Genomic DNA, 17,565 nt, shown 5'->3' with positions numbered 1-17,565 from the left:
GTGACCTCCGGGGCTATTGGCGGGAGAGTGCCCGGGTGAGGCCCGCCAGGATGGTCGTGGCAAGGATCCACCCCGCGGCGATCATCAAGGCCGCGAGCCACTGTTGTGAACCGCGCGGGCCGAAGGCGCTCTCCTGGCCGAAGCTGATGATCGGGAGGAGCAGGTCCAGGGTGTAGAGGAAGGCGTTGAAGGGGGGCGCCTCGCCCGGTTTGAAGGCCGGCGGGTGGTCGACGGCGAAGACGACCGTGCCGATGAGGAGAAGGGCTGCGAGCCAGAGCGCGGCACGCGACGGGCGGTAGCCGTACCCGACCGTCCAGTCCTGCAGGTAGCCCCAGAGCCGCGCCCCAAGCCGTTGCCCCGTGCGGCGGCGACGCTGTTTGGCCAGCAGCACGTCCCGGGCGGCCTCGTCGAGACCATGCCTGCGGTAGACCATGGCCAACTGCTCGTACGGCTGGGGCTGGTAGTCCTCCTTGGCCAGCCAGTCGAGCCGCTCCTGGACCGGCAGGGGAGTCTCAAGGCTGTCGTAGGTGAAGCCATTCATCAGGAGTTGAGCCGGCCACCGGCCGGGAACGTCATCGAGCACGCCGACCCGGGTGTGGCGAAGGTCGACGCCGCCGAGAAGCACGGTCTCCGGCCCGATCTTCAGCGAAGCCGCTTCGACGCCACGTACGTGCAGGTCGCCGTCGATGGTGGTCTCCTCGAAGCACAGCGTGGCGGCGATCCGCGAATTCCTGATCGAGAGGGCTCCCCGGGCCGTGAAGCCTTCGCAGCAGTCGATGCCACCGCCCACGGTCACCTCCCACAGGGCCAGCACCCGCCCTCCGGGATTGCTGAGAGCAGCACCGTGAAACTCCAGGCTGCCTTCCACCTTGGCGTCGATGAGCACGATCTCCCCATCGGCGGTGAAGCCCTCGCTGCAACTGAGCCTGCCGGTGACCCCCAGCCGCCGCAGTGACAGCGCCGCCGCAGCCGGGTTGGACAGTGTCCCGCCGTCGAGGTTGACCGATCCGCGGACCTGCGTCGAGTCGAGGAAGACCTCTCCGGTCGCCACGAAGCCCGGCGTGGCTCGCAGCCCGCCGCCGATCTCCATCAGCGGCGCGTTCAGCGCACGTCCTCCCGGGTTGACGAGGGTCGCATGAGCGAACGAGAGCGCCCCGGCCACGCGGACTCCCCGCAAGAGCACTTCACCCTCGGCGGTGAAACCCCCATTGATGAGCAGCCCACCCTCGACGGTCAGCCTTTCCGCGTTCAGGGCGATGCCGTCGGGGTTGGACAGCCGAGCTCCGCCGAACCCGCATCGGCGTCCCACCCGGGCATCCTGCACGCTCAGCTCGCCGTACGAGCGGAAGCCGCGACCACACGACAACCCGCCGTCGATGACGGCCCCCTCGGCGATGAGGCCGTAGCCGCCTGACCGCCCGACCCGCGCGCCGTCGAGCGTCATCGTCCCGCCGATCCTGGCGCCCGCGATGCGTAGCTCCCCGTCGATGACGGCGTTCGCGCACAGGAGATCCCGCTCGACGATCAGGCCGTCGGCGTGGATGGCCAGATCAGCGCGGATCTCCGCACCGCTGAGATCCACCGTGCCGGACACGTGCGCTCCGCCGAGCCGAACCGGGCCATCCACCAGACACCCTTCCAGGCCCAGGCCCCCGCCGATCACGGCGTCGCCGGCCTGTAACCCGGGCAACCGGGAGGCCGCGAGATCGACCAGGCCGGTGCGAGCCCCGGTGAACACCGGCGCCTCCTCGAACTCGCATCCGGTCAGGATCAGAGGGTGTTGTACCTCGGCGTACGACAGATCCAGCCGGCCGGTGATCCGAGCTCCGGACAGGCGCAGCCCGGGCGTCTGCCCGGGAAGGGGCTCCCGGGCGCCGAGCAGCAGCCGCGCGATGACCGCGGCCCGGACGGGAGAACCGGGAAGGTCTACATGGCGCGCTGCGGGAAACGCCTCCCAGAGGGCGAGTTCCGGTTCGAAAAGATCCTCGGTGATCACAGGGCGCTCCCGGAACGTCGCACGCGTCGGTAAGGAGATGGTCCAAGGTCACCACCGGCTTCGCAACCGCGCGATCGTGACATCCGGCGGTGGAGGATCTTCCCACTCAGAGGAAAGATCCTCCCCTCCGGAGGAGGAATGACATCCCCATGTCAATCATTCGAGCCGCGAGGCGCTTTCGCCTTTCGGTCGCGCCGCCTTAGGGTCCGAGAAGGACTCCAGCATGGAGAGGGCGTCCGTCGGGACCGCGCCCGCGCGGAGAGCTTCCCCCCGCGCCATGCCTTGCGGTGGAGGATCTTCCTACTCGGGAAGAAGATCCTCCACCACGGGGGAAAAAGACACACCCGTGGCCTCGGGGAGCTATCGGCGATAGGCGACGGTCTGCACCGGTGGGGATGACCGACTCCTGCGCGACCTTGAGGCCGGTGCGCTCCGTTTCCCGCCGCGCCGTTTCCCGGCCCGTCAAGGTGGCGACGGCCGTCCTCGGCGGAGCCTCCTTGGGAGGCGCCGGCTGAGCGCTCGTACGGCGCGCGGCGCCCCCCAAGGTGAAGACCGTGTTTCAGGGCCAGTCGAGGGAAGGCCGGAGGGGGAGTTCGGAGCGGCCCTCCGTGTCGAGCTTGACGCCCAGCACCTGGTGGAGCTGGACCTTGTTGCGCTCGAAGCCCACGATGCAGCCCGCCATGTACAGGGCCCACACCCGGGCCGTGCCCATGCCGACCTCCTCGACCGCGTCCGTCCAGTTGGAGTCGAGGTTGTCGCACCAGTGGCGCAGCGTCTTGGCGTAGTGCTCGCGCAGGTTCTCCTCGTGGCGGATCTCGAAGCCGATGTCCTCCATCTGCCTGACCAGCCAGCCGACCGACTCCAGCTCACCGTCGGGGAAGACGTACCGGTTGATGAAGCCGCCCTTGTTGAACGTCTTCTCCTTGCCGGTCGGCCGCGTGATGCAGTGGTTGAGGATCCGGCCGCCCGACCTGAGCTTGCCGTACAGGAACTCGAAGTACGACGGGACGTTGGTCTTGCCGATGTGCTCGGTGAGGCCGATCGAGCTGACCGCGTCGAAGTCCGACTCCTGGACGTCGCGGTAGTCCATGTAGCGGACCTCCGCCAGGTCCTGCAGGCCCGCGTCCGCGATGGCCTTCTGGGCCCACTCGGCCTGCTGGCGGCTCAGCGTCACGCCGAGGGCCTTGACGCCGTAGTGCTTGGCGGCGTGCATGACCATCCCGCCCCAGCCGCAGCCGACGTCCAGCAGGCGCATGCCCGGCTTGAGGCCGAGCTTGCGGGCCACCAGGTCGAACTTGGTGTACTGGGCCTCTTCGAGCGTCGCGTCCTCCGAGGGGTAGACGGCGCACGTGTATGCCATGGACGGCCCCAGGACCCACTCGTAGAAGCGGTTGGAGACGTCGTAGTGGTGGTGGATGGCCTCGGCGTCGCGCTGCTTGGCGTGGCGGGAGCCGAGTTTGGCCAGGGTGCTCTGGCGCATCTCCTGCGGGGGCGGCGGCACCCGCATGAGCAGCGGCTTGACGCCCAGGGCGCGCACGGCGGCGACCTTCTCCTGAGTGGTCAGGTCGTTGGTGGTGATGTTCCACATGCGGTCGAGCAACGTGTACATGTCGCCGTGCACGTCGATGTGGCCGGAGATGTACGCCCTGGCCAGGCCCAGCTCGCCGGGTGCCTGCGCCAGGTAGGCGACCGCGATGGGGGATTTGACCTCGATGCTCAGGTCGGACCCGTCCGGTCCCGCCTTGCTGCCGTCGTACGCCTGGAACGCGACGTTCGCTTCCGAGCCGACGATCTTTTCAAAGATGGTTGCCAGCGCCACAGCTCACCTTCCCGCTACACATTTTTCGTAGAGGTCAAGCAGACGACCGTTCGGGTCGTATTCCCGCTTGACGGGCCAGTAGGCGTCGCCGTTGTACAGCTGCCAGAACTGCTCGCGAGCGTAGAACGAGGTCGAGTAGAGCGACTTGTGGCCGTCGAGCTCATGCACTTCGCGCTCGATCAGCCTGTTGTAGTAGCCGTCGAACTGCCCCCGCGGCAACGGCACCATGCCCCAGAATCCGAAGTTCACGTAGAGCCTGCCCGGCTCCAGAGGGTAGAGCGGCCAGCGCGAGCTCGCCCGCAGCGGACACATCCACACCGGTGTCATGCCCACCTTGTCGTGGAAGAACTCCAGGAACTCCGCCCCCCGCTCGACCGGAGCCTCGACGTCCTGGATCACGGACTCCTGCACGGGCTGGTCACGCCACCTGTCGATGCGGGCGGTGACGCCGTACTTCCGGTCCAGCGCCACGAGGCGGCGGTAGACGTCGGAGCGCATCCAGCGGCGCGGCATGAGGGAGCGGACGACGGGCTGCTGCACGCCGAACGCCCGCGAGCACCAGAACCAGTCGGTGTCCCAGCGCCACAGGTAGTCGCGGATGGTCAGCCAGTCGCGGTTGCGCTGCCTGATCGACTGGTAGTAGATGCGCATCCCGGTGTAGTCCGAGACGTAAGGCGCACGCTCGGCGAACCGGCCGACCGTGATGTACATCTCCCCCGGGGTGAAGAAGACGCCGTCCACGAAGTCGACGTTCTCCCCGTCGTGCACCATGCTGTCGCAGATCTCCTGCAGGGCCAGCATGCACTTGGCCGCGTCCGTGAACTTGACGTGCGTGAGATGCACGTACGGCTGGACCTTGCGGAGCTTGATCCGGATGCGCAGCGCGTAGCCGAGCGTTCCGTAGGAGTTGGGGAACGAGCGGAAGAGCTCCCGATGCTCGTTGTCGTCGCGCGCCACGACGACGCGCCCGTCACCGGTGAGGATCTCGAGCTCCTCCACCGACTCGTGCGGCAGGCCGTCCCGGAAGCTCGTGGACTCGATGCCGAGCCCGGTCACGGCCCCGCCCAGCGTGATCGTCTTGAGCTGCGGCACCACGTACGGCATGAGCCCGTACGGCAACGTCGCGTCCACCAGGTGCTCGTACGTCGTCATGCCCTGGACCTCGGCCGTCATGGTCTCGGGGTCGACGCTGATGACCTCGTCGAGATCTCTCGCCGAGAGCTTGGCCGTCCTGCCGCCGTCGCGGAACCTGAAGAGGTTGGACGTGGACTTGGCCAGGCGCGGGGCGGCGCCGCCCGGGATCTCGGCGTACGACTGCCGGATCTGCTCTACTGCCCGTTGGTGTGTCGACATCTTCGTCTCCACGGATGCACCCCCTTGAGCTGGTAGAGATCGTCCGTAAGAAGGTATCTCCCGTGAGCGACCTCGAACAGACCGGGGTCGTTAAAGACACGAAAACTGTTCATAGTGACAGGTGAAATGCCTAAGTGGTAGGCGATTGCGTAAACTTCCTGCGGATCGTGGGAGTTACGCCATTGACCACGTTGTCCACCTCGCGCCCCTCGACGGCGGCGGCGAGGTTGTCCAGGGTGGCCGTGAGCAGGCGACCCGTGGCCTCCGGGGTGACGCCCGCGACGTGCGGCGACAGCAGGACGTTCGGCAGGTCCCTCAGCGGGTCGTCGGCCGGCAGCGGCTCCACGTCGAAGACGTCGAGCGCCGCGCCGCCCAGGTGGCCCTCGCGCAGGGCCGTGACGAGCGCCTGCTGGTCCACGACACCGCCCCGCGCCGCGTTCACGAGCAGGGCCCCCTGCTTCATGCGGCCGGGGTCGACGAGGCCGCGGGTCTCGTCGGACAGCGCGATGACCACGACGAGCACGTCGCTGGAGGCGATCAGCTCCGGCAGGTCCGCGAAGCCGGGGTCCTGGCGGGGCGTGCGGGTCCAGTAGGAGACGTGGCAGCCGAGAGCTTGGAACATCTCCGCGCACGTGGCGCCGATCGGCCCGTAGCCGACGATGCCGACGCGGCGCCCGCGCAGCTCGTAGGGCTGCAGGCCCTGCTGGGGCCACTCACCCGCGCGTACGGCGGCGTCGGCGGCGCCCAGCTTGCGCGACAGCGAGAGCGTGGCGGCCAGGCACCACTCGGAGACCGCCACCGCGCTGACGCCCGGCGTGTTGGCCAGCGGCACCCCGGCCGCCGCCAGGGCGTCGAGGTCGTGTCCGTCCACGCCCACGGACGGCTGCTGCACGAACGCCAGCAGGGGAGCGGCCTTGACCGCCTCGGCGTCCATCGCGAGCGTGCCCGTCCAGTCGCCGAGCACGATCTCCGCCTCTGCCAGCGCGGCCAGCAGCGCGTCCCGGTCACGGGCGGCCGGCACGCGTACGTCCACCTGCCCGCCCAGCGGGGCGAGCAGGTGGCGCAAGAGCTCTTCGGGGAGCGGGGGCAGGGCGAGCAGGTTCCAGGGGGTCATGCCCCCACAGTAAAGCTGCTGATCACCTGTCGCATCAGTCCCCTGTTACGCATCCACTGGGCCTCGGCGACCGTCCAGGACAGGACGTACGCGGTGTCGCCGATCGCGACGACCCGACGTACCTCGTGGTACCGGGTGCCCGGCGTGACCCACGGGGCGTCGCCCCCGGTGCCCGCGGTCCAGGAGAACTCCCACTCCGCGGCCTTCGTGCCCTGGTGCACGACCATCCTGCGGCCGCGGGTGACGACGTTCTGGGCGTTCTGGGCGAGGGTCTCCTGCTCGTCGCGCAGGATCTGGTTCGGGTCGACGGAGGAGTAGACGGCCTCGACCCCGAGATGCGCGGTCCGGTCCCGGCGCGTCCACTCGGTGTAGGCCTCCTTGAGCGCGCCGCGCCAGCCGGTGGGCCGCATGATCGACCAACCGCCGTCACGCGACTTCCACGCGCGCACGATCGGGACGGCCCTGGTCACGCTGGACGTCGGGGTGGGAGTCGTGCTCGGCTCCGCCGTGTTCGTGGCCGTCGGCGTGAGCGGGCTGGTCGCGGCGGCGGGCTGGGCGGTGTGCCGCGGGGCGCCCTCCGCCGGGGGCGCGAGCCTGAAGTACGCCACCGTGCCGCCCGCGATCAGCACGACCGCCGCCGCGGCCGCCGCGAGCAGGGCGCGGCCCCGGCCGCCGCCCGGTTTCCGCTCCGGAACGTCCCGGTCGGCGCTCGCGGGCCTGGCCGTGAGGATGGCCTGGAGCAGCCGCTCGGCCTCCGCGGCGTCGACCCGCTGCTCCGGCTCCTTCTGCAGCAGCCCGCGCAGGATCGGGTGCATGATCGGCGGGATCCGGCGGTAGTCGGGCTCCTCGCTGAGCAGCGCGTTGAGCGTCGACATGGGGTCGCCCCGCTCGAACGGCGAGCGGCCCACCATGCACGCGTACAGGGTGGCGCCGAGCGACCACAGGTCGGAGGGCGGTCCCGCGTGCTCGGCGCGGACCCGCTCGGGAGCGAGGAAGCTCGGCGAGCCCGTGACCATGCCGGTCTTGGTGAGCGACGGGTCTCCCTCGGCGGTGGCGATGCCGAAGTCCATGAGCACCGCCCGGCCGTCCTCGGCCATCAGGATGTTGCTCGGCTTGACGTCGCGGTGCAGGATGCCCACCTCGTGGGCACTGCGCAGCGCCGACAGCACCTGCCGGCCCAGCTCGGCCGCCTCCCGCACCGGGAGCGCGCCGGAGGTGAGCACGACCTCCTCCACCGTGGGGTGACGCAGCAGCTCCATCACGATCCACGGACGACCGCCCTCCTCGACGACGTCGTAGATCGCGACGACGGACGGGTGGCTCAGCTTGGCCGCGGTGCGGGCCTCGCGGGCGGTCCTTAAAAGCTGGCGCTCCTGCTCGCCCGGCGACAGCCCGGCGGGCAGCAGCACCTCCTTTATGGCGACCTGCCGGTTGAGCAGGGTGTCCTGCCCTTCCCAGACGACGCCCATGCCCCCGCGGCCCAGTTCGCGTACTAACTGGTAGCGTCCCGCGATGAGCCGGTTGCTATCCGAAACCATGTCCTACCCCTGTTGACCACCCGAACACAGTGGGCAAGTTTCCCATACCTCCCACCTCTTCGCCGGAAGGTCGCGAAGGCGGCTTGCGATAGATCACCGAATGTTGTTCTACTGGGGAGATGCCTGACGTTCGCAGCGGCCCGCTCGCCGGGGTACGCGTACTGGAGCTGGCAGGGCTCGCACCTGGGCCGTTCGCCGGGATGATGCTGGCCGACCACGGCGCCGAGGTGCTGCGCGTGGACCGGGTCAAGGCGGTCTCCGACCGGCCGCGCGGCGATGTGATGGATCGCGGCAAGCATACGATCGGGCTGGACCTGAAGTCCCCGGAGGGCGTGGCCGCGTTCAAGGAGTTGGCTCGGCACGCCGACGTCGTGATCGAGGTGTTCCGCCCCGGGGTGGCCGAACGGCTCGGCATCGGCCCCGACGACCTCCACGCGGTCAACGAACGGCTGGTCTACGGCCGGATGACCGGCTGGGGCCAGGACGGGCCGCTGGCGCCCACGGCCGGCCACGACATCGACTACATCGCGATCTCCGGCATCCTGTCAATGCTGGGCCGCGAGGGCGAGCGGCCGACCCCGCCGATCAACATCCTCGGCGACTTCGCCGGCGGCGGGCTGATGCTGGCGTACGGGGTGCTGCTCGCCCTGTTCGAGCGGGAACGCACCGGCAAGGGGCGGGTGGTCGACGCGGCCATGGTGGACGGGGCGGCGATCCTGTTCTCGATGTTCTACCAGGCCGCGCAGAGCGGCTTCTGGGGGCCGCGCGGCACCAACCTGCTCGACACCGGCGCCCCGCAGTACGACACGTACGAGACGGCCGACGGCGGGTTCCTGGCCGTGGGCTCGCTGGAGCCGCAGTTCTGGGAGGCGATGGTGAGCCTGATGGGGCTGACCGACCTGCCCGACAGGAACGACCGGGCGCAGTGGCCCGCGTTGAAGGCCCGCCTGGCCGAGGAGTTCAGGAAACGCACGCGGGCCGAGTGGGAGACGCTGTTCGAGGGCTCGGACGCGTGCGTCTCGCCGGTGCTGTCCATGGCCGAGGCCCCCCGCCACCCGCACAACGCCGCCCGGGGCTCCTTCGTCGAAATCGGCGGCGTCACCCAGCCGGTGCCCGCGCCGCGCCTGCTCGGCGCGCCCCGGCCGGACCTCTCCCCCGCGACCCGCCTCACCGACCTGTCGGAGTGGGGGCTGTCTCAGGAGGAGGCGGACAAGCTCCGCGGCCAGGGGGTGCTCGCGTAGTCCTTCAGCGCGATCGAGTCGTGCAGCCGCACGCCTCTGCTGCTGATCTTGGCGGCCGCCGTGGTGAGCGCGACCGGCAGATGGTTGATCAGCCGCACGATCGCGGCCAGCGCCCAGAGGTCGAACCGGCTGCCGGGGACGATTCTCTTGGCCGCGTTGACGGCGAACGCGCGGCTGCGGCGCACGTAGTCACCTATCTCGGCCTCGTAGGCGGGGAAGGCCCGCGTGTGGTCCCCGCCGTAGATCGCGAGCTCGCCCGCCAGGACGTACGCCCCGACGACCGCCAGGCTCGTGCTCCCGCCGACAGCGGGGCCGGGGCAGTAGCCGGCGTCGCCCACGAGCGTCACCCGGCCGCGTGACCAGGTGTCCAGGCGGAGCTGCGTGATCGAGTCGAAGTAGAAGGCGGGCGTGCGGTCCAGCTCCTCCATCAGCCGCGGCACCTCCCACCCCATCCCCTCGAAGTGCTCGCGCAGCAGCTGCTTCTGCCGGGGGACGTCGCGGTGGTGGTAGTCGAGCTGCCGCGGCGTCCTGAACAGGAACACCGCCCGCGCGTCGTCCGCGTGCACGGCGCCGACCCCGGCCATCCGGCCCACCCCCGCGATGACCTTCGTGTGGCCGTCGAGCCCGACGTGGTCGGGCACCGAGACGACGGCCAGGTACGCGCCGATCCACGTGGTGAAGTCCGACTCGGGGCCGAAGACCAGGCGGCGGACGTTCGAGTGCAGGCCGTCGGCGCCGACGACCAGGTCGAACCTGTCTGTTCTGCCGCTGTCGAAGGTGACCTCGCAGTCGTCGGAGATCGAGGCGATGGAGTCGCCGAACACGTACTCGACGTCGTGCCGGGTGGCGTCGTAGAAGATCTCGCTCAGGTCGTCGCGCATGATCTCGACGTGCCGGTCGGAGACCGCGCTCAGCACGCGGCGCAGCTCCAGCTCGATGGGCCGCGGCGCACCCTCCCGGTACATCGTGAGCCGCTCGATGCCGGTCTTCTTCGCCGTGACCTGCTCCAGCACGCCCATCTTCTCGACGATGTCCATCGCCGGCCTGAACAGGTCGACCGCGTGGCCGCCGGTCTTCCTGAGCGCCGGGGCCCGTTCGACGACGGTGACGGTGAAGCCGTACCTGGTGAGCCAGTACGCCAGGGCCGGGCCCGCGACGCTCGCTCCGGAGATGAGGACTCGCATGGCCGCCTCCTTACTTAACGGATGGTAAGGACAAGGCTAGCACCTTACTTAACGATAGGTAAGGGATATTCTTCAGCCATGCCCAGTGACACCAGGACACGCATTCAGGAGGTCGCCCGCGAGCTGTTCGTCTCGCAGGGCGTTCAGAACACCAGCCTGCGGCAGATCTCAGACCGGCTGGGCATCACCAAGCCCGCGCTCTACTACCACTTCGCCTCGCGCGACGACCTCGTACGCAGCATCGTCCAGCCGATGGTGGAGGACATCGAACGGTTCGTCGCGACGCGGCGGCCCGGCGACCCCCGGCAGTTGCTCGACGACTACTTCGAGCTGATCTGGCGGCACCGCGACGTGACCACGATGATGGTGCGGGAGCTGTCCGTGCTGGGCTTCCTCGACCTGGGCACCCGCATGTTCGCCTGGCGGCGGCAGATCATCGCGCTGCTGCTGGGCCCGGAGCTCACACAGGCGCAGCACATCCGGGCGACGGTGGCGCTGGGCGGCATGTCCGACTGCTCGGTGGAGTACGCGAACCTGCCGATCGAGGAGGTCAAGCCGGCGGCCGTCGAGGCGGCGGCCGCCGCGCTCGGTCTCTAGACGGCCAGATAGAGGTCCACGCCGTCCGGGTGGTGGACCTCGAGGTCAGTGGTGAACGCGCGGGACGGCGTACCCCCCGACTCGGTGTGCTTCCAGACCTGCTGCCACGCGTCGACGAGGGCCTGCGGCATCGGGCCGCGGACCCCCAGCCGCAGCGACTGGCCGGCCGGCACGCGCACGGCCACCATGCCCTCCGGCAGCCGGGGCACGATGCGCACGCCGGTGCCGACGATCTGCGTGTAGGCGCCGTGGTGGTCGCTCTCGTAGTCGGTCAGCACCGCGTACAGGTTCTCGTCGACCCGCCCCGGAATGTGCGCGAAGGCCCCGGGAGCGCCGGCCCGCTGCCACAGCACGGGCAGCTTCGCCCGCGACGGATCCATCTCGTCGGCATTCGTGGTGCGTACCGCGAATCCCACCACGATCAATTCGCCCCGTTCGGTGACTTCCACAGGGCCCTCCCTCCCCCAAAAGTGTCCCGGCCGATCATAAGCCCCCGCCCAACGGGGAAACCCCTCGTTGGACAGTCACCGCATAAGATGAATGAACGTGAAGTTTCTCAACGACCTCGAGCCTCATTACGACCTGACCTATAGCGACGTGTTCATGGTCCCGTCGCGATCCGCGGTCGGCTCACGGCTCGCAGTCGACCTTTCAACGAACGACGGCACGGGCACCACCATTCCCGTCGTCGTGGCGAACATGACCGCGGTCGCCGGCCGTCGCATGGCCGAGACCGTGGCACGGCGGGGCGGCATCGCCGTGATCCCGCAGGACATTCCGCTGGACGTCGTGACCGACGTCGTCGACTGGGTCAAGAAGCGCGACCTCGTCCACGACACCCCGCTCACGCTCACCCCCCACGACACCGTCGGCGAAGCGCTGCGGCTGCTGCCCAAGCGGGCGCACGGCGCGATCATCGTGGTCGACTGGGAAAACCGGCCGGTCGGGGTCCTGACCGACGCCGACTGCCAGGGCATCGACATGTACACCCAGCTCTCGCAGGTCATGTCGAGCGAGCTGCTGACGCTGCCCGCCGGGCTGGACGCGCGGACGGCCTTCGAACGGCTGCACGGCGGCCGGCACCGGCTGGCCCCCATCGTGGACCCCGACGGGCGGCTGGTCGGCATCCTCACCCGTCTGGGCGCGCTGCGCGCCACCCTCTACCAGCCCGCGGTCGACGCGCAGGGACGGCTGCGCATCGCGGCCGCCGTCGGCGTGAACGGCGACGTGGCCGCCAAGGCCAAGGAACTGCTCGACGCCGGGATCGACTGCCTGGTCGTGGACACCGCGCACGGCCACCAGGAGAAGATGCTCTCGGCCCTGCGCGCCGTCAAGGCCCTCGACCCCGGCGTGCCCGTCGCGGCGGGCAATGTGGTGACGGCGGAGGGCGTGCGCGACCTGGTGGACGCCGGGGCCGACATCCTCAAGGTCGGGGTCGGGCCCGGGGCCATGTGCACGACCCGGATGATGACCGGGGTGGGGCGGCCGCAGTTCTCCGCCGTGCTGGAGTGCTCGGCGGAGGCCCGGCGGCTGGGGCGGCACGTGTGGGCGGACGGCGGGGTACGCCATCCGCGCGACGTGGCGCTGGCGCTGGCCGCTGGGGCGTCGAACGTGATGATCGGCTCATGGTTCGCGGGGACGTACGAGTCGCCCGGCGACACCCACACCGATGCGAACGGGCGCAAGTACAAGGAGAACTTCGGGATGGCCTCCGCGCGGGCCGTACGGCTGCGGACGGCCGACGACTCGGCGTTCGAGCGGGCCAGGAAGGCGCTGTTCGAGGAGGGCATCTCGACCTCCCGCATGTACCTGGACCCCAAGCGGCCCAGCGTGGAGGACCAGATCGACGGCATCGTGGCGGGGCTGCGGTCGGCGTGCACGTACGCGGGGGCGTCGAACCTGGAGGAGTTCCACGAGCAGGCGGTGATCGGGATCCAGAGCTCGTCCGGGTACGCCGAGGGGATGCCGCTGCACCAGAGCTGGTGACGTGCGTTTGGGTCTTGTGACGCCTATGGTCCTGTGAGGCTCATGTACGACGCCAGCCGCCGCCGGCGTGGATGCCGCCGTCCACGTGCAGCGTCGTCCCCGTGACGAACCTGGCCAGGTCGCTGGCCAGGAACACGGCCGCGCCCGCGGCCTCCTCCGGGCCGCCCAGCCGGCCGAGCGGCGGGACGCGTACCGGGTCGTAGGGCAGGGGTCGGGCCAGCATGCGCTCGCGCACGCCCGACTCGCCCTCGGTCCGCAGCGCGTCGGGCGCGATCGCGTTCACCCGGATGCCCCGGGGGGCCAGCTCCAGGGCGAGCGTCTTCGTCAGGCTCTCCACGGCGGCCTTCATCGCCGCGTATACCGCGAACCCCGGAGCCGCCTGGTGAGCCTCGCTCGAGGTCATGTTGATGATCGACGCGCCCGGCGGCATCAGCGGCAGCAGCCGCCTGATCATGCCGGTGACCTGCGAGAAGTTCTCCTCGACGAGGATCTGCTCGCCGCGCGGCGAGGTGTCGGCGAACGACGCGTGGAAGGTGCCGCCCGCGTTGTTGACCAGCACGTCCACCCGGCCCCACCGATCGCGGATGGCCTGGGCGAAGATCTCCACCGCCACGTGATCGCGTACGTCGAGCGTCATCGCCAGCTCAGCCTGCGGCTTGTCGCGGTCGCACACGGCGACGTGAGCGCCGAACGCGGCGAACGTCTCGGCGATCGCCAGCCCGATGCCCCTGGCCGCCCCGGTGACCACGGCGACGCGCCCGGTGAGCAAGATCGCATCCGGAGAAAGGGCGGTCATGAACGATGACGATATCCCGACCGCATAGAGTCGTCGGGTCTCATTGTCAGCAATCATCAACAGGAGCACTTCGTGGCACTCGAAAAGCCCGAGATCGACTTTCCCGAGGGCAACCCGCCCGCCGACCTGGAGATCGTCGACCTGACCGTGGGCGACGGCCCGGAGGCCAAGCCCGGCCACAACGTACGCGTCCACTACGTGGGCGTGGCCTTCTCGACCGGCGAGGAGTTCGACGCGTCGTGGAACCGCGGCGACGCGTTCGAGTTCCCGCTCGGCGGGGGGCGCGTCATCGCGGGCTGGGACCAGGGGGTCGCGGGCATGAAGGTCGGCGGCCGGCGCAAGCTGGTCATCCCGCCGCATCTCGGTTACGGCAGCCGGGGGGCCGGCGCGCGCATCAAGCCGAACGAGACGCTCATCTTCGTCGTCGACCTGCTCGGCGTCAGCTAACACCCTCTCCACCCGGGGCGGGCCACCCACACCGGGCGGCCCGCCCCTGGGGACCGCTGCTTTCCCCACCAGGGCTCGACGCCCCGCCCTCTGGACCCTCAACCCCAACGCGACGCCTGCCAAACCCCGGACGCTACGACGCCCTGCCCGAACGAGCGCCCACCCCAACGCGACGCCCCGCCCGGATGAGCATCCTCCCCGGCACGACGCCCCGGCCCGGACGAGCATTCTCCCCGACACGATGCCCCGGCCCTGACGAGCGCCCACGCCACCGCGACGCCCTCACGCCCGAGGAGCGCCCACCCCGACGTGGCGCCCCACTCCGGCCTCGTGCGACAGCCCGCCCCGGCACAACGGCCGCCCCCGCCCAACCCGCTCGCCGCCCGGCCCGCTCGCTGCGCGATCGGGGCGGTTGCGCGGCATCACGCCGCCCTCCCGAAACGAGAGGGGCCTCCTGAAACGAGAGAGGCCCTCCCGAAATGAGCGGCGCCCAGCGGCGACAAATCCCAAAAGGGAACAACCGGACTCAGAGCCGTGCCGGGAACAAGGCAGACACTTGGCCGATATCGGGTGGGGAAATGTCGGCGCCGTAAGGCAACATAGGCGTGTGCTTCTGATCGACGTGGTCCGGGTTTCCGAGGCGGTGGCGCGCACGTCCGCTCGGCTCGGCAAAGTGGGCCATCTGGCGGAGCTGCTGGGCCGGGTCGGCCCGGAGGAGGCGGAGATCGCGATCTCATACCTCTCGGGCGAGTTGCCCCAGCGGCAGGTGGGCGTGGGCTGGCGCACGTTGGAGGACATCCCCCAGCCCAAGCTGGCCGCCACGGCCACGCTGACCGCGGTCGACGAGCTGCTGACCAGGATCAAGGCGGTTTCCGGCCCGGGCTCGCAGGCCGCGCGCAAGGCGCTGGTGGCCGACCTGTTCGCGGGGCTGACGAGCCAGGAGCAGCAGTTCATGCGCCGGCTGCTGTTCGGTGAGCTGCGACAGGGCGCGCTCGACGGCGTCATGATCGAGGCGGTGGCCAAGGCGTCGGGTGCGCCGTCGGCCGACGTGCGGCGCGCGCTCACGCTGCGCGGCTGGCTTCCCGCGGTCGGGGCGGCCGCGCTGAGCGGCGGGGTCGAGGCGCTGCGCGCGTTCCGGCTGCAGGTGGGGCAGGCGGTCTCGCCCATGCTGGCGGGCAGCGCGCCCAACGTGGCCGCCGCGTTGGAGAAGGCCGGCACCCCAGCGTCGCTGGAGTGGAAGCTCGACGGCATGCGGGTGCAGGCCCACCGCTCGGGCTCGGAGGTCAGGGTCTTCACGCGTACGCTCGACGACATCACGCCGCAGGTTCCCGAGCTGGTCGAGGCCGTGCTCGACATGCCGTACGACGATCTCGTGCTGGACGGCGAGGTGATCGCGCTGCGTCCGGACGGGCGGCCGCACCCGTTCCAGGTGACGGCGAGCCGCGCGACCAGCAAGACCAACGTCGCCCAGCTGCGCGAGCAGACACCGCTGAGCGTGTTCTTCTTCGACGCCCTGCGGGTGGACGGCGCCGACCTGCTCGACCTGCCCTATTCACAACGCCAGGAGGCCCTCGCCCGCGCGGTTCCCCAGGGGCTGCTGACGCCGCGGCTGGTGACGGGGGACGTCGGAGAGGCGGAGAAGTTCTTCACGGACGTGGTCAAGGCGGGCCACGAGGGCCTGGTGGTCAAGTCCCTGGCCTCCCCCTACGCGGCCGGTCGCCGGGGCGCCGGATGGATCAAGGTCAAGCCACGTCACACGCTCGACCTGGTCGTCCTGGCCGCCGAGTGGGGCCATGGGCGGCGCGAGGGCAAGCTCTCCAACCTCCATCTCGGCGCGCGTGACCCTTCGGGTGGGTTCGTGATGCTCGGCAAGACGTTCAAGGGCCTGACGGACGAGCTGCTGGCCTGGCAGACCGAGCGCTTCCTCGAGCTGGCCGAGGGGCCCACCGACGACTGGACGGTCACGTTGCGGCCGGAGCTGGTGGTGGAGATCGCCTTCGACGGGGTCCAGCGTTCCCCTCGCTATCCCGGCGGCATGGCCCTGCGTTTCGCCCGCGTGCTGCGCTACCGCCCGGACAAGCGCGTCGAAGACGCCGACACGGTCGACACCGTGCGCTCGCTCATGCTTTGACGCGCTCCCCGGCTCGAAGTGAAGGCCGGAGATTCTGGCCTGTGCCACGCCGTTCAGGCGGGGGCACTTCCTCGGCTTCCTGCTTCGCCGGCCCGTGCCCCCGCAGGCGGTGCTCTGAAGAAGAACACCACATACGACCGACGGATTGATCGTCCCCGCGTTTGGCCCTGCTGACCACGCAAGACACGCCATTTGCCGATCAAGACCGCTTTTTCATGATTCCCGGAACGCCAAAGATCCACGGCGTACGCTGGGCGTTCTTGGCAATCTTGTGGCTTAAGTGAGATATGTCACTGGTTGTCGCATTAAGTTGTCTTTACTCGTGCTTTGTCGCATATGTTCGTCCTCACTGCGCGGGAGCCCCCTTCCCGCCTAGCGGATCGGCCGCCGTACGCCCGCCGCCCCCTCCGGCCCGGCCTTTCCCTGCCCTATCCCCTAGCTAGGACTGTGGTTTACCTTGGGCCAGCACTCCCGCAAGCCAACCCCCCAGGACCGCAAGCTCACCGCAGGCAAGCGCTGGATCACCATTGCGGCCGGCGCCGCCGTCGTGGCCGCCGCCTCCACCGCCGCCTGGGCCGCCATGGACACCGCCGACTCCCCCAACCACCCCTCGGGCTCCCCCACCCCGCTCCAGGCCAAGCCCCTGAACGAAGCCGCCCGCCAGGCGACCCCCCAGTCGCCCTCGCCGCTCCCCAAGCCCGCGGCGGCCCGGCCGAAGCCCACCAAGCATTCGGCGACCGCCCAGCCGAACACCACCGGCTCCCCCACGGCAGCCTCCTCGAAGCCGACCACCCAGCCCGCGGCCACCGAGCGCCCGGCCGCCGGCTCCGCGACCGCCGAACCCGCGTCGCCCACGCCTTCGAAGACCACCAAGTCTCCGGCCCACAAGCCGAAGACCCGCGTACTCTCCTCCGGAACCTGCGGCGCCTCGTACTACGGCGAACCCCAGATGACGGCCAGCGGCGAACGCTTCGACCCCTCGGCCATGACCGCCGCCCACAAGACCCTCCCCCTGGGCAGCAAGGTCCGCGTCACCAACCCCGACAACGGCGAATCGGTCACGGTCCGCATCAACGACCGCGGCCCGTACGTGGGCGGCCGCTGCCTCGACCTCTCCGAAGCCGCCTTCGCCGCCATCGGCAACACCAGCGCCGGCGTCATGCGCGTCAAGTACGAAGTCCTATCCCGCTGACGCCCCCAACCTGGCAACCCCGCCCCGTTGAACCCCGAACCCGGCGGCCACTCCGCCGCAGCTGGACCAGGTGCGGCCCTGCGCTGGGCCTGGACCAGATACAGCCCTACCGCCCCCGTCGAACCCCAAACCCGGCCACCACTCCGCCGCAGCTGGACCAGGTGCGGCCCT

Annotated in this window: 14 protein-coding genes; 6 read left to right on the top strand and 8 right to left on the bottom strand. The window is 70.1% G+C overall.

Annotated features, from left to right (window positions below; translation table 11 throughout):
• Window positions 1-13 precede the first annotated feature (13 nt).
• The 5 genes from ACIBQ1_RS32600 to ACIBQ1_RS32580 form a co-directional block, all read right to left on the bottom strand.
• Window positions 14-1,996, bottom strand: coding sequence for a hypothetical protein (locus tag ACIBQ1_RS32600; RefSeq protein WP_397283125.1), 1,983 nt, complete (start codon window positions 1,994-1,996; stop codon window positions 14-16).
• Between the two features lie 559 nt (window positions 1,997-2,555).
• The gene (locus ACIBQ1_RS32595; protein WP_397283124.1) at window positions 2,556-3,815 is read right to left on the bottom strand and encodes a class I SAM-dependent methyltransferase; all 1,260 of its coding nucleotides are present in this window, start codon (window positions 3,813-3,815) and stop codon (window positions 2,556-2,558) included.
• A 3-nt stretch (window positions 3,816-3,818) separates the two neighbouring features.
• Window positions 3,819-5,168 carry an FAD-binding oxidoreductase gene (locus ACIBQ1_RS32590; protein ID WP_397283123.1) on the bottom strand — a complete coding sequence of 450 codons (1,350 nt, stop codon included), beginning with the start codon at window positions 5,166-5,168 and terminating at the stop codon, window positions 3,819-3,821.
• 130 nt (window positions 5,169-5,298) lie between these two features.
• Window positions 5,299-6,282, bottom strand: coding sequence for an NAD(P)-dependent oxidoreductase (locus tag ACIBQ1_RS32585; RefSeq protein WP_397283122.1), 984 nt, complete (start codon window positions 6,280-6,282; stop codon window positions 5,299-5,301).
• The gene (locus ACIBQ1_RS32580) at window positions 6,279-7,820 is read right to left on the bottom strand and encodes a serine/threonine-protein kinase (protein WP_397283121.1); all 1,542 of its coding nucleotides are present in this window, start codon (window positions 7,818-7,820) and stop codon (window positions 6,279-6,281) included. Before ACIBQ1_RS32580 ends, ACIBQ1_RS32585 begins: the two co-directional genes overlap by 4 nt.
• Window positions 7,821-7,939: 119 nt before the next feature.
• Here ACIBQ1_RS32580 and ACIBQ1_RS32575 point away from each other — a divergent pair, with 119 nt between their 5' ends.
• Entirely contained in the window at window positions 7,940-9,061 is a 1,122-nt protein-coding gene (locus ACIBQ1_RS32575; RefSeq protein WP_397283120.1) for a CaiB/BaiF CoA transferase family protein, read from the top strand.
• Here ACIBQ1_RS32575 and ACIBQ1_RS32570 read toward each other — a convergent pair.
• Window positions 9,016-10,245 (bottom strand): FAD-dependent monooxygenase, encoded by a 1,230-nt coding sequence (locus ACIBQ1_RS32570; protein ID WP_397283119.1) that lies wholly within the window; start codon window positions 10,243-10,245, stop codon window positions 9,016-9,018. The two genes, ACIBQ1_RS32575 and ACIBQ1_RS32570, sit on opposite strands and share 46 nt — an antisense overlap.
• A gap of 78 nt (window positions 10,246-10,323) precedes the next feature.
• On the opposite strand from ACIBQ1_RS32570, the gene ACIBQ1_RS32565 reads away from it, so the two are divergent.
• Window positions 10,324-10,842, top strand: coding sequence for a TetR/AcrR family transcriptional regulator (locus tag ACIBQ1_RS32565; RefSeq protein WP_397283118.1), 519 nt, complete (start codon window positions 10,324-10,326; stop codon window positions 10,840-10,842).
• Here ACIBQ1_RS32565 and ACIBQ1_RS32560 read toward each other — a convergent pair.
• Complete coding sequence (locus ACIBQ1_RS32560) at window positions 10,839-11,291, bottom strand: GyrI-like domain-containing protein (protein WP_397283117.1); 453 nt, start codon at window positions 11,289-11,291, stop codon at window positions 10,839-10,841. The two genes, ACIBQ1_RS32565 and ACIBQ1_RS32560, sit on opposite strands and share 4 nt — an antisense overlap.
• Before the next feature lie 97 nt (window positions 11,292-11,388).
• On the opposite strand from ACIBQ1_RS32560, the gene ACIBQ1_RS32555 reads away from it, so the two are divergent.
• Window positions 11,389-12,828 (top strand): GuaB1 family IMP dehydrogenase-related protein, encoded by a 1,440-nt coding sequence (locus ACIBQ1_RS32555; protein ID WP_397283116.1) that lies wholly within the window; start codon window positions 11,389-11,391, stop codon window positions 12,826-12,828.
• Between the two features lie 40 nt (window positions 12,829-12,868).
• Here ACIBQ1_RS32555 and ACIBQ1_RS32550 read toward each other — a convergent pair whose 3' ends face one another.
• Window positions 12,869-13,624: an SDR family NAD(P)-dependent oxidoreductase gene (locus ACIBQ1_RS32550; protein WP_397283115.1), complete on the bottom strand. Its 756-nt coding sequence runs from the start codon at window positions 13,622-13,624 to the stop codon at window positions 12,869-12,871.
• A 72-nt stretch (window positions 13,625-13,696) separates the two neighbouring features.
• Here ACIBQ1_RS32550 and ACIBQ1_RS32545 point away from each other — a divergent pair, with 72 nt between their 5' ends.
• From ACIBQ1_RS32545 to ACIBQ1_RS32535, 3 genes are all read left to right on the top strand, one after another.
• Window positions 13,697-14,071: an FKBP-type peptidyl-prolyl cis-trans isomerase gene (locus tag ACIBQ1_RS32545; protein ID WP_394498864.1), complete on the top strand. Its 375-nt coding sequence runs from the start codon at window positions 13,697-13,699 to the stop codon at window positions 14,069-14,071.
• A gap of 607 nt (window positions 14,072-14,678) precedes the next feature.
• Complete coding sequence (locus tag ACIBQ1_RS32540) at window positions 14,679-16,202, top strand: ATP-dependent DNA ligase (RefSeq protein WP_397283114.1); 1,524 nt, start codon at window positions 14,679-14,681, stop codon at window positions 16,200-16,202.
• 457 nt (window positions 16,203-16,659) lie between these two features.
• A complete protein-coding gene (locus tag ACIBQ1_RS32535; protein ID WP_397283113.1) occupies window positions 16,660-17,394 on the top strand; it encodes a septal ring lytic transglycosylase RlpA family protein in 735 nt (244 codons plus the stop codon).
• The last annotated feature ends 171 nt before the right edge of the window (window positions 17,395-17,565 follow it).

Source organism: Nonomuraea sp. NPDC050153 (assembly GCF_044460125.1).
In the GTDB taxonomy this organism is placed as follows: domain Bacteria; phylum Actinomycetota; class Actinomycetes; order Streptosporangiales; family Streptosporangiaceae; genus Nonomuraea.
Note: the sequence above shows the minus strand (reverse complement) of the source record. Positions and strands in the feature narration are given on the sequence as shown.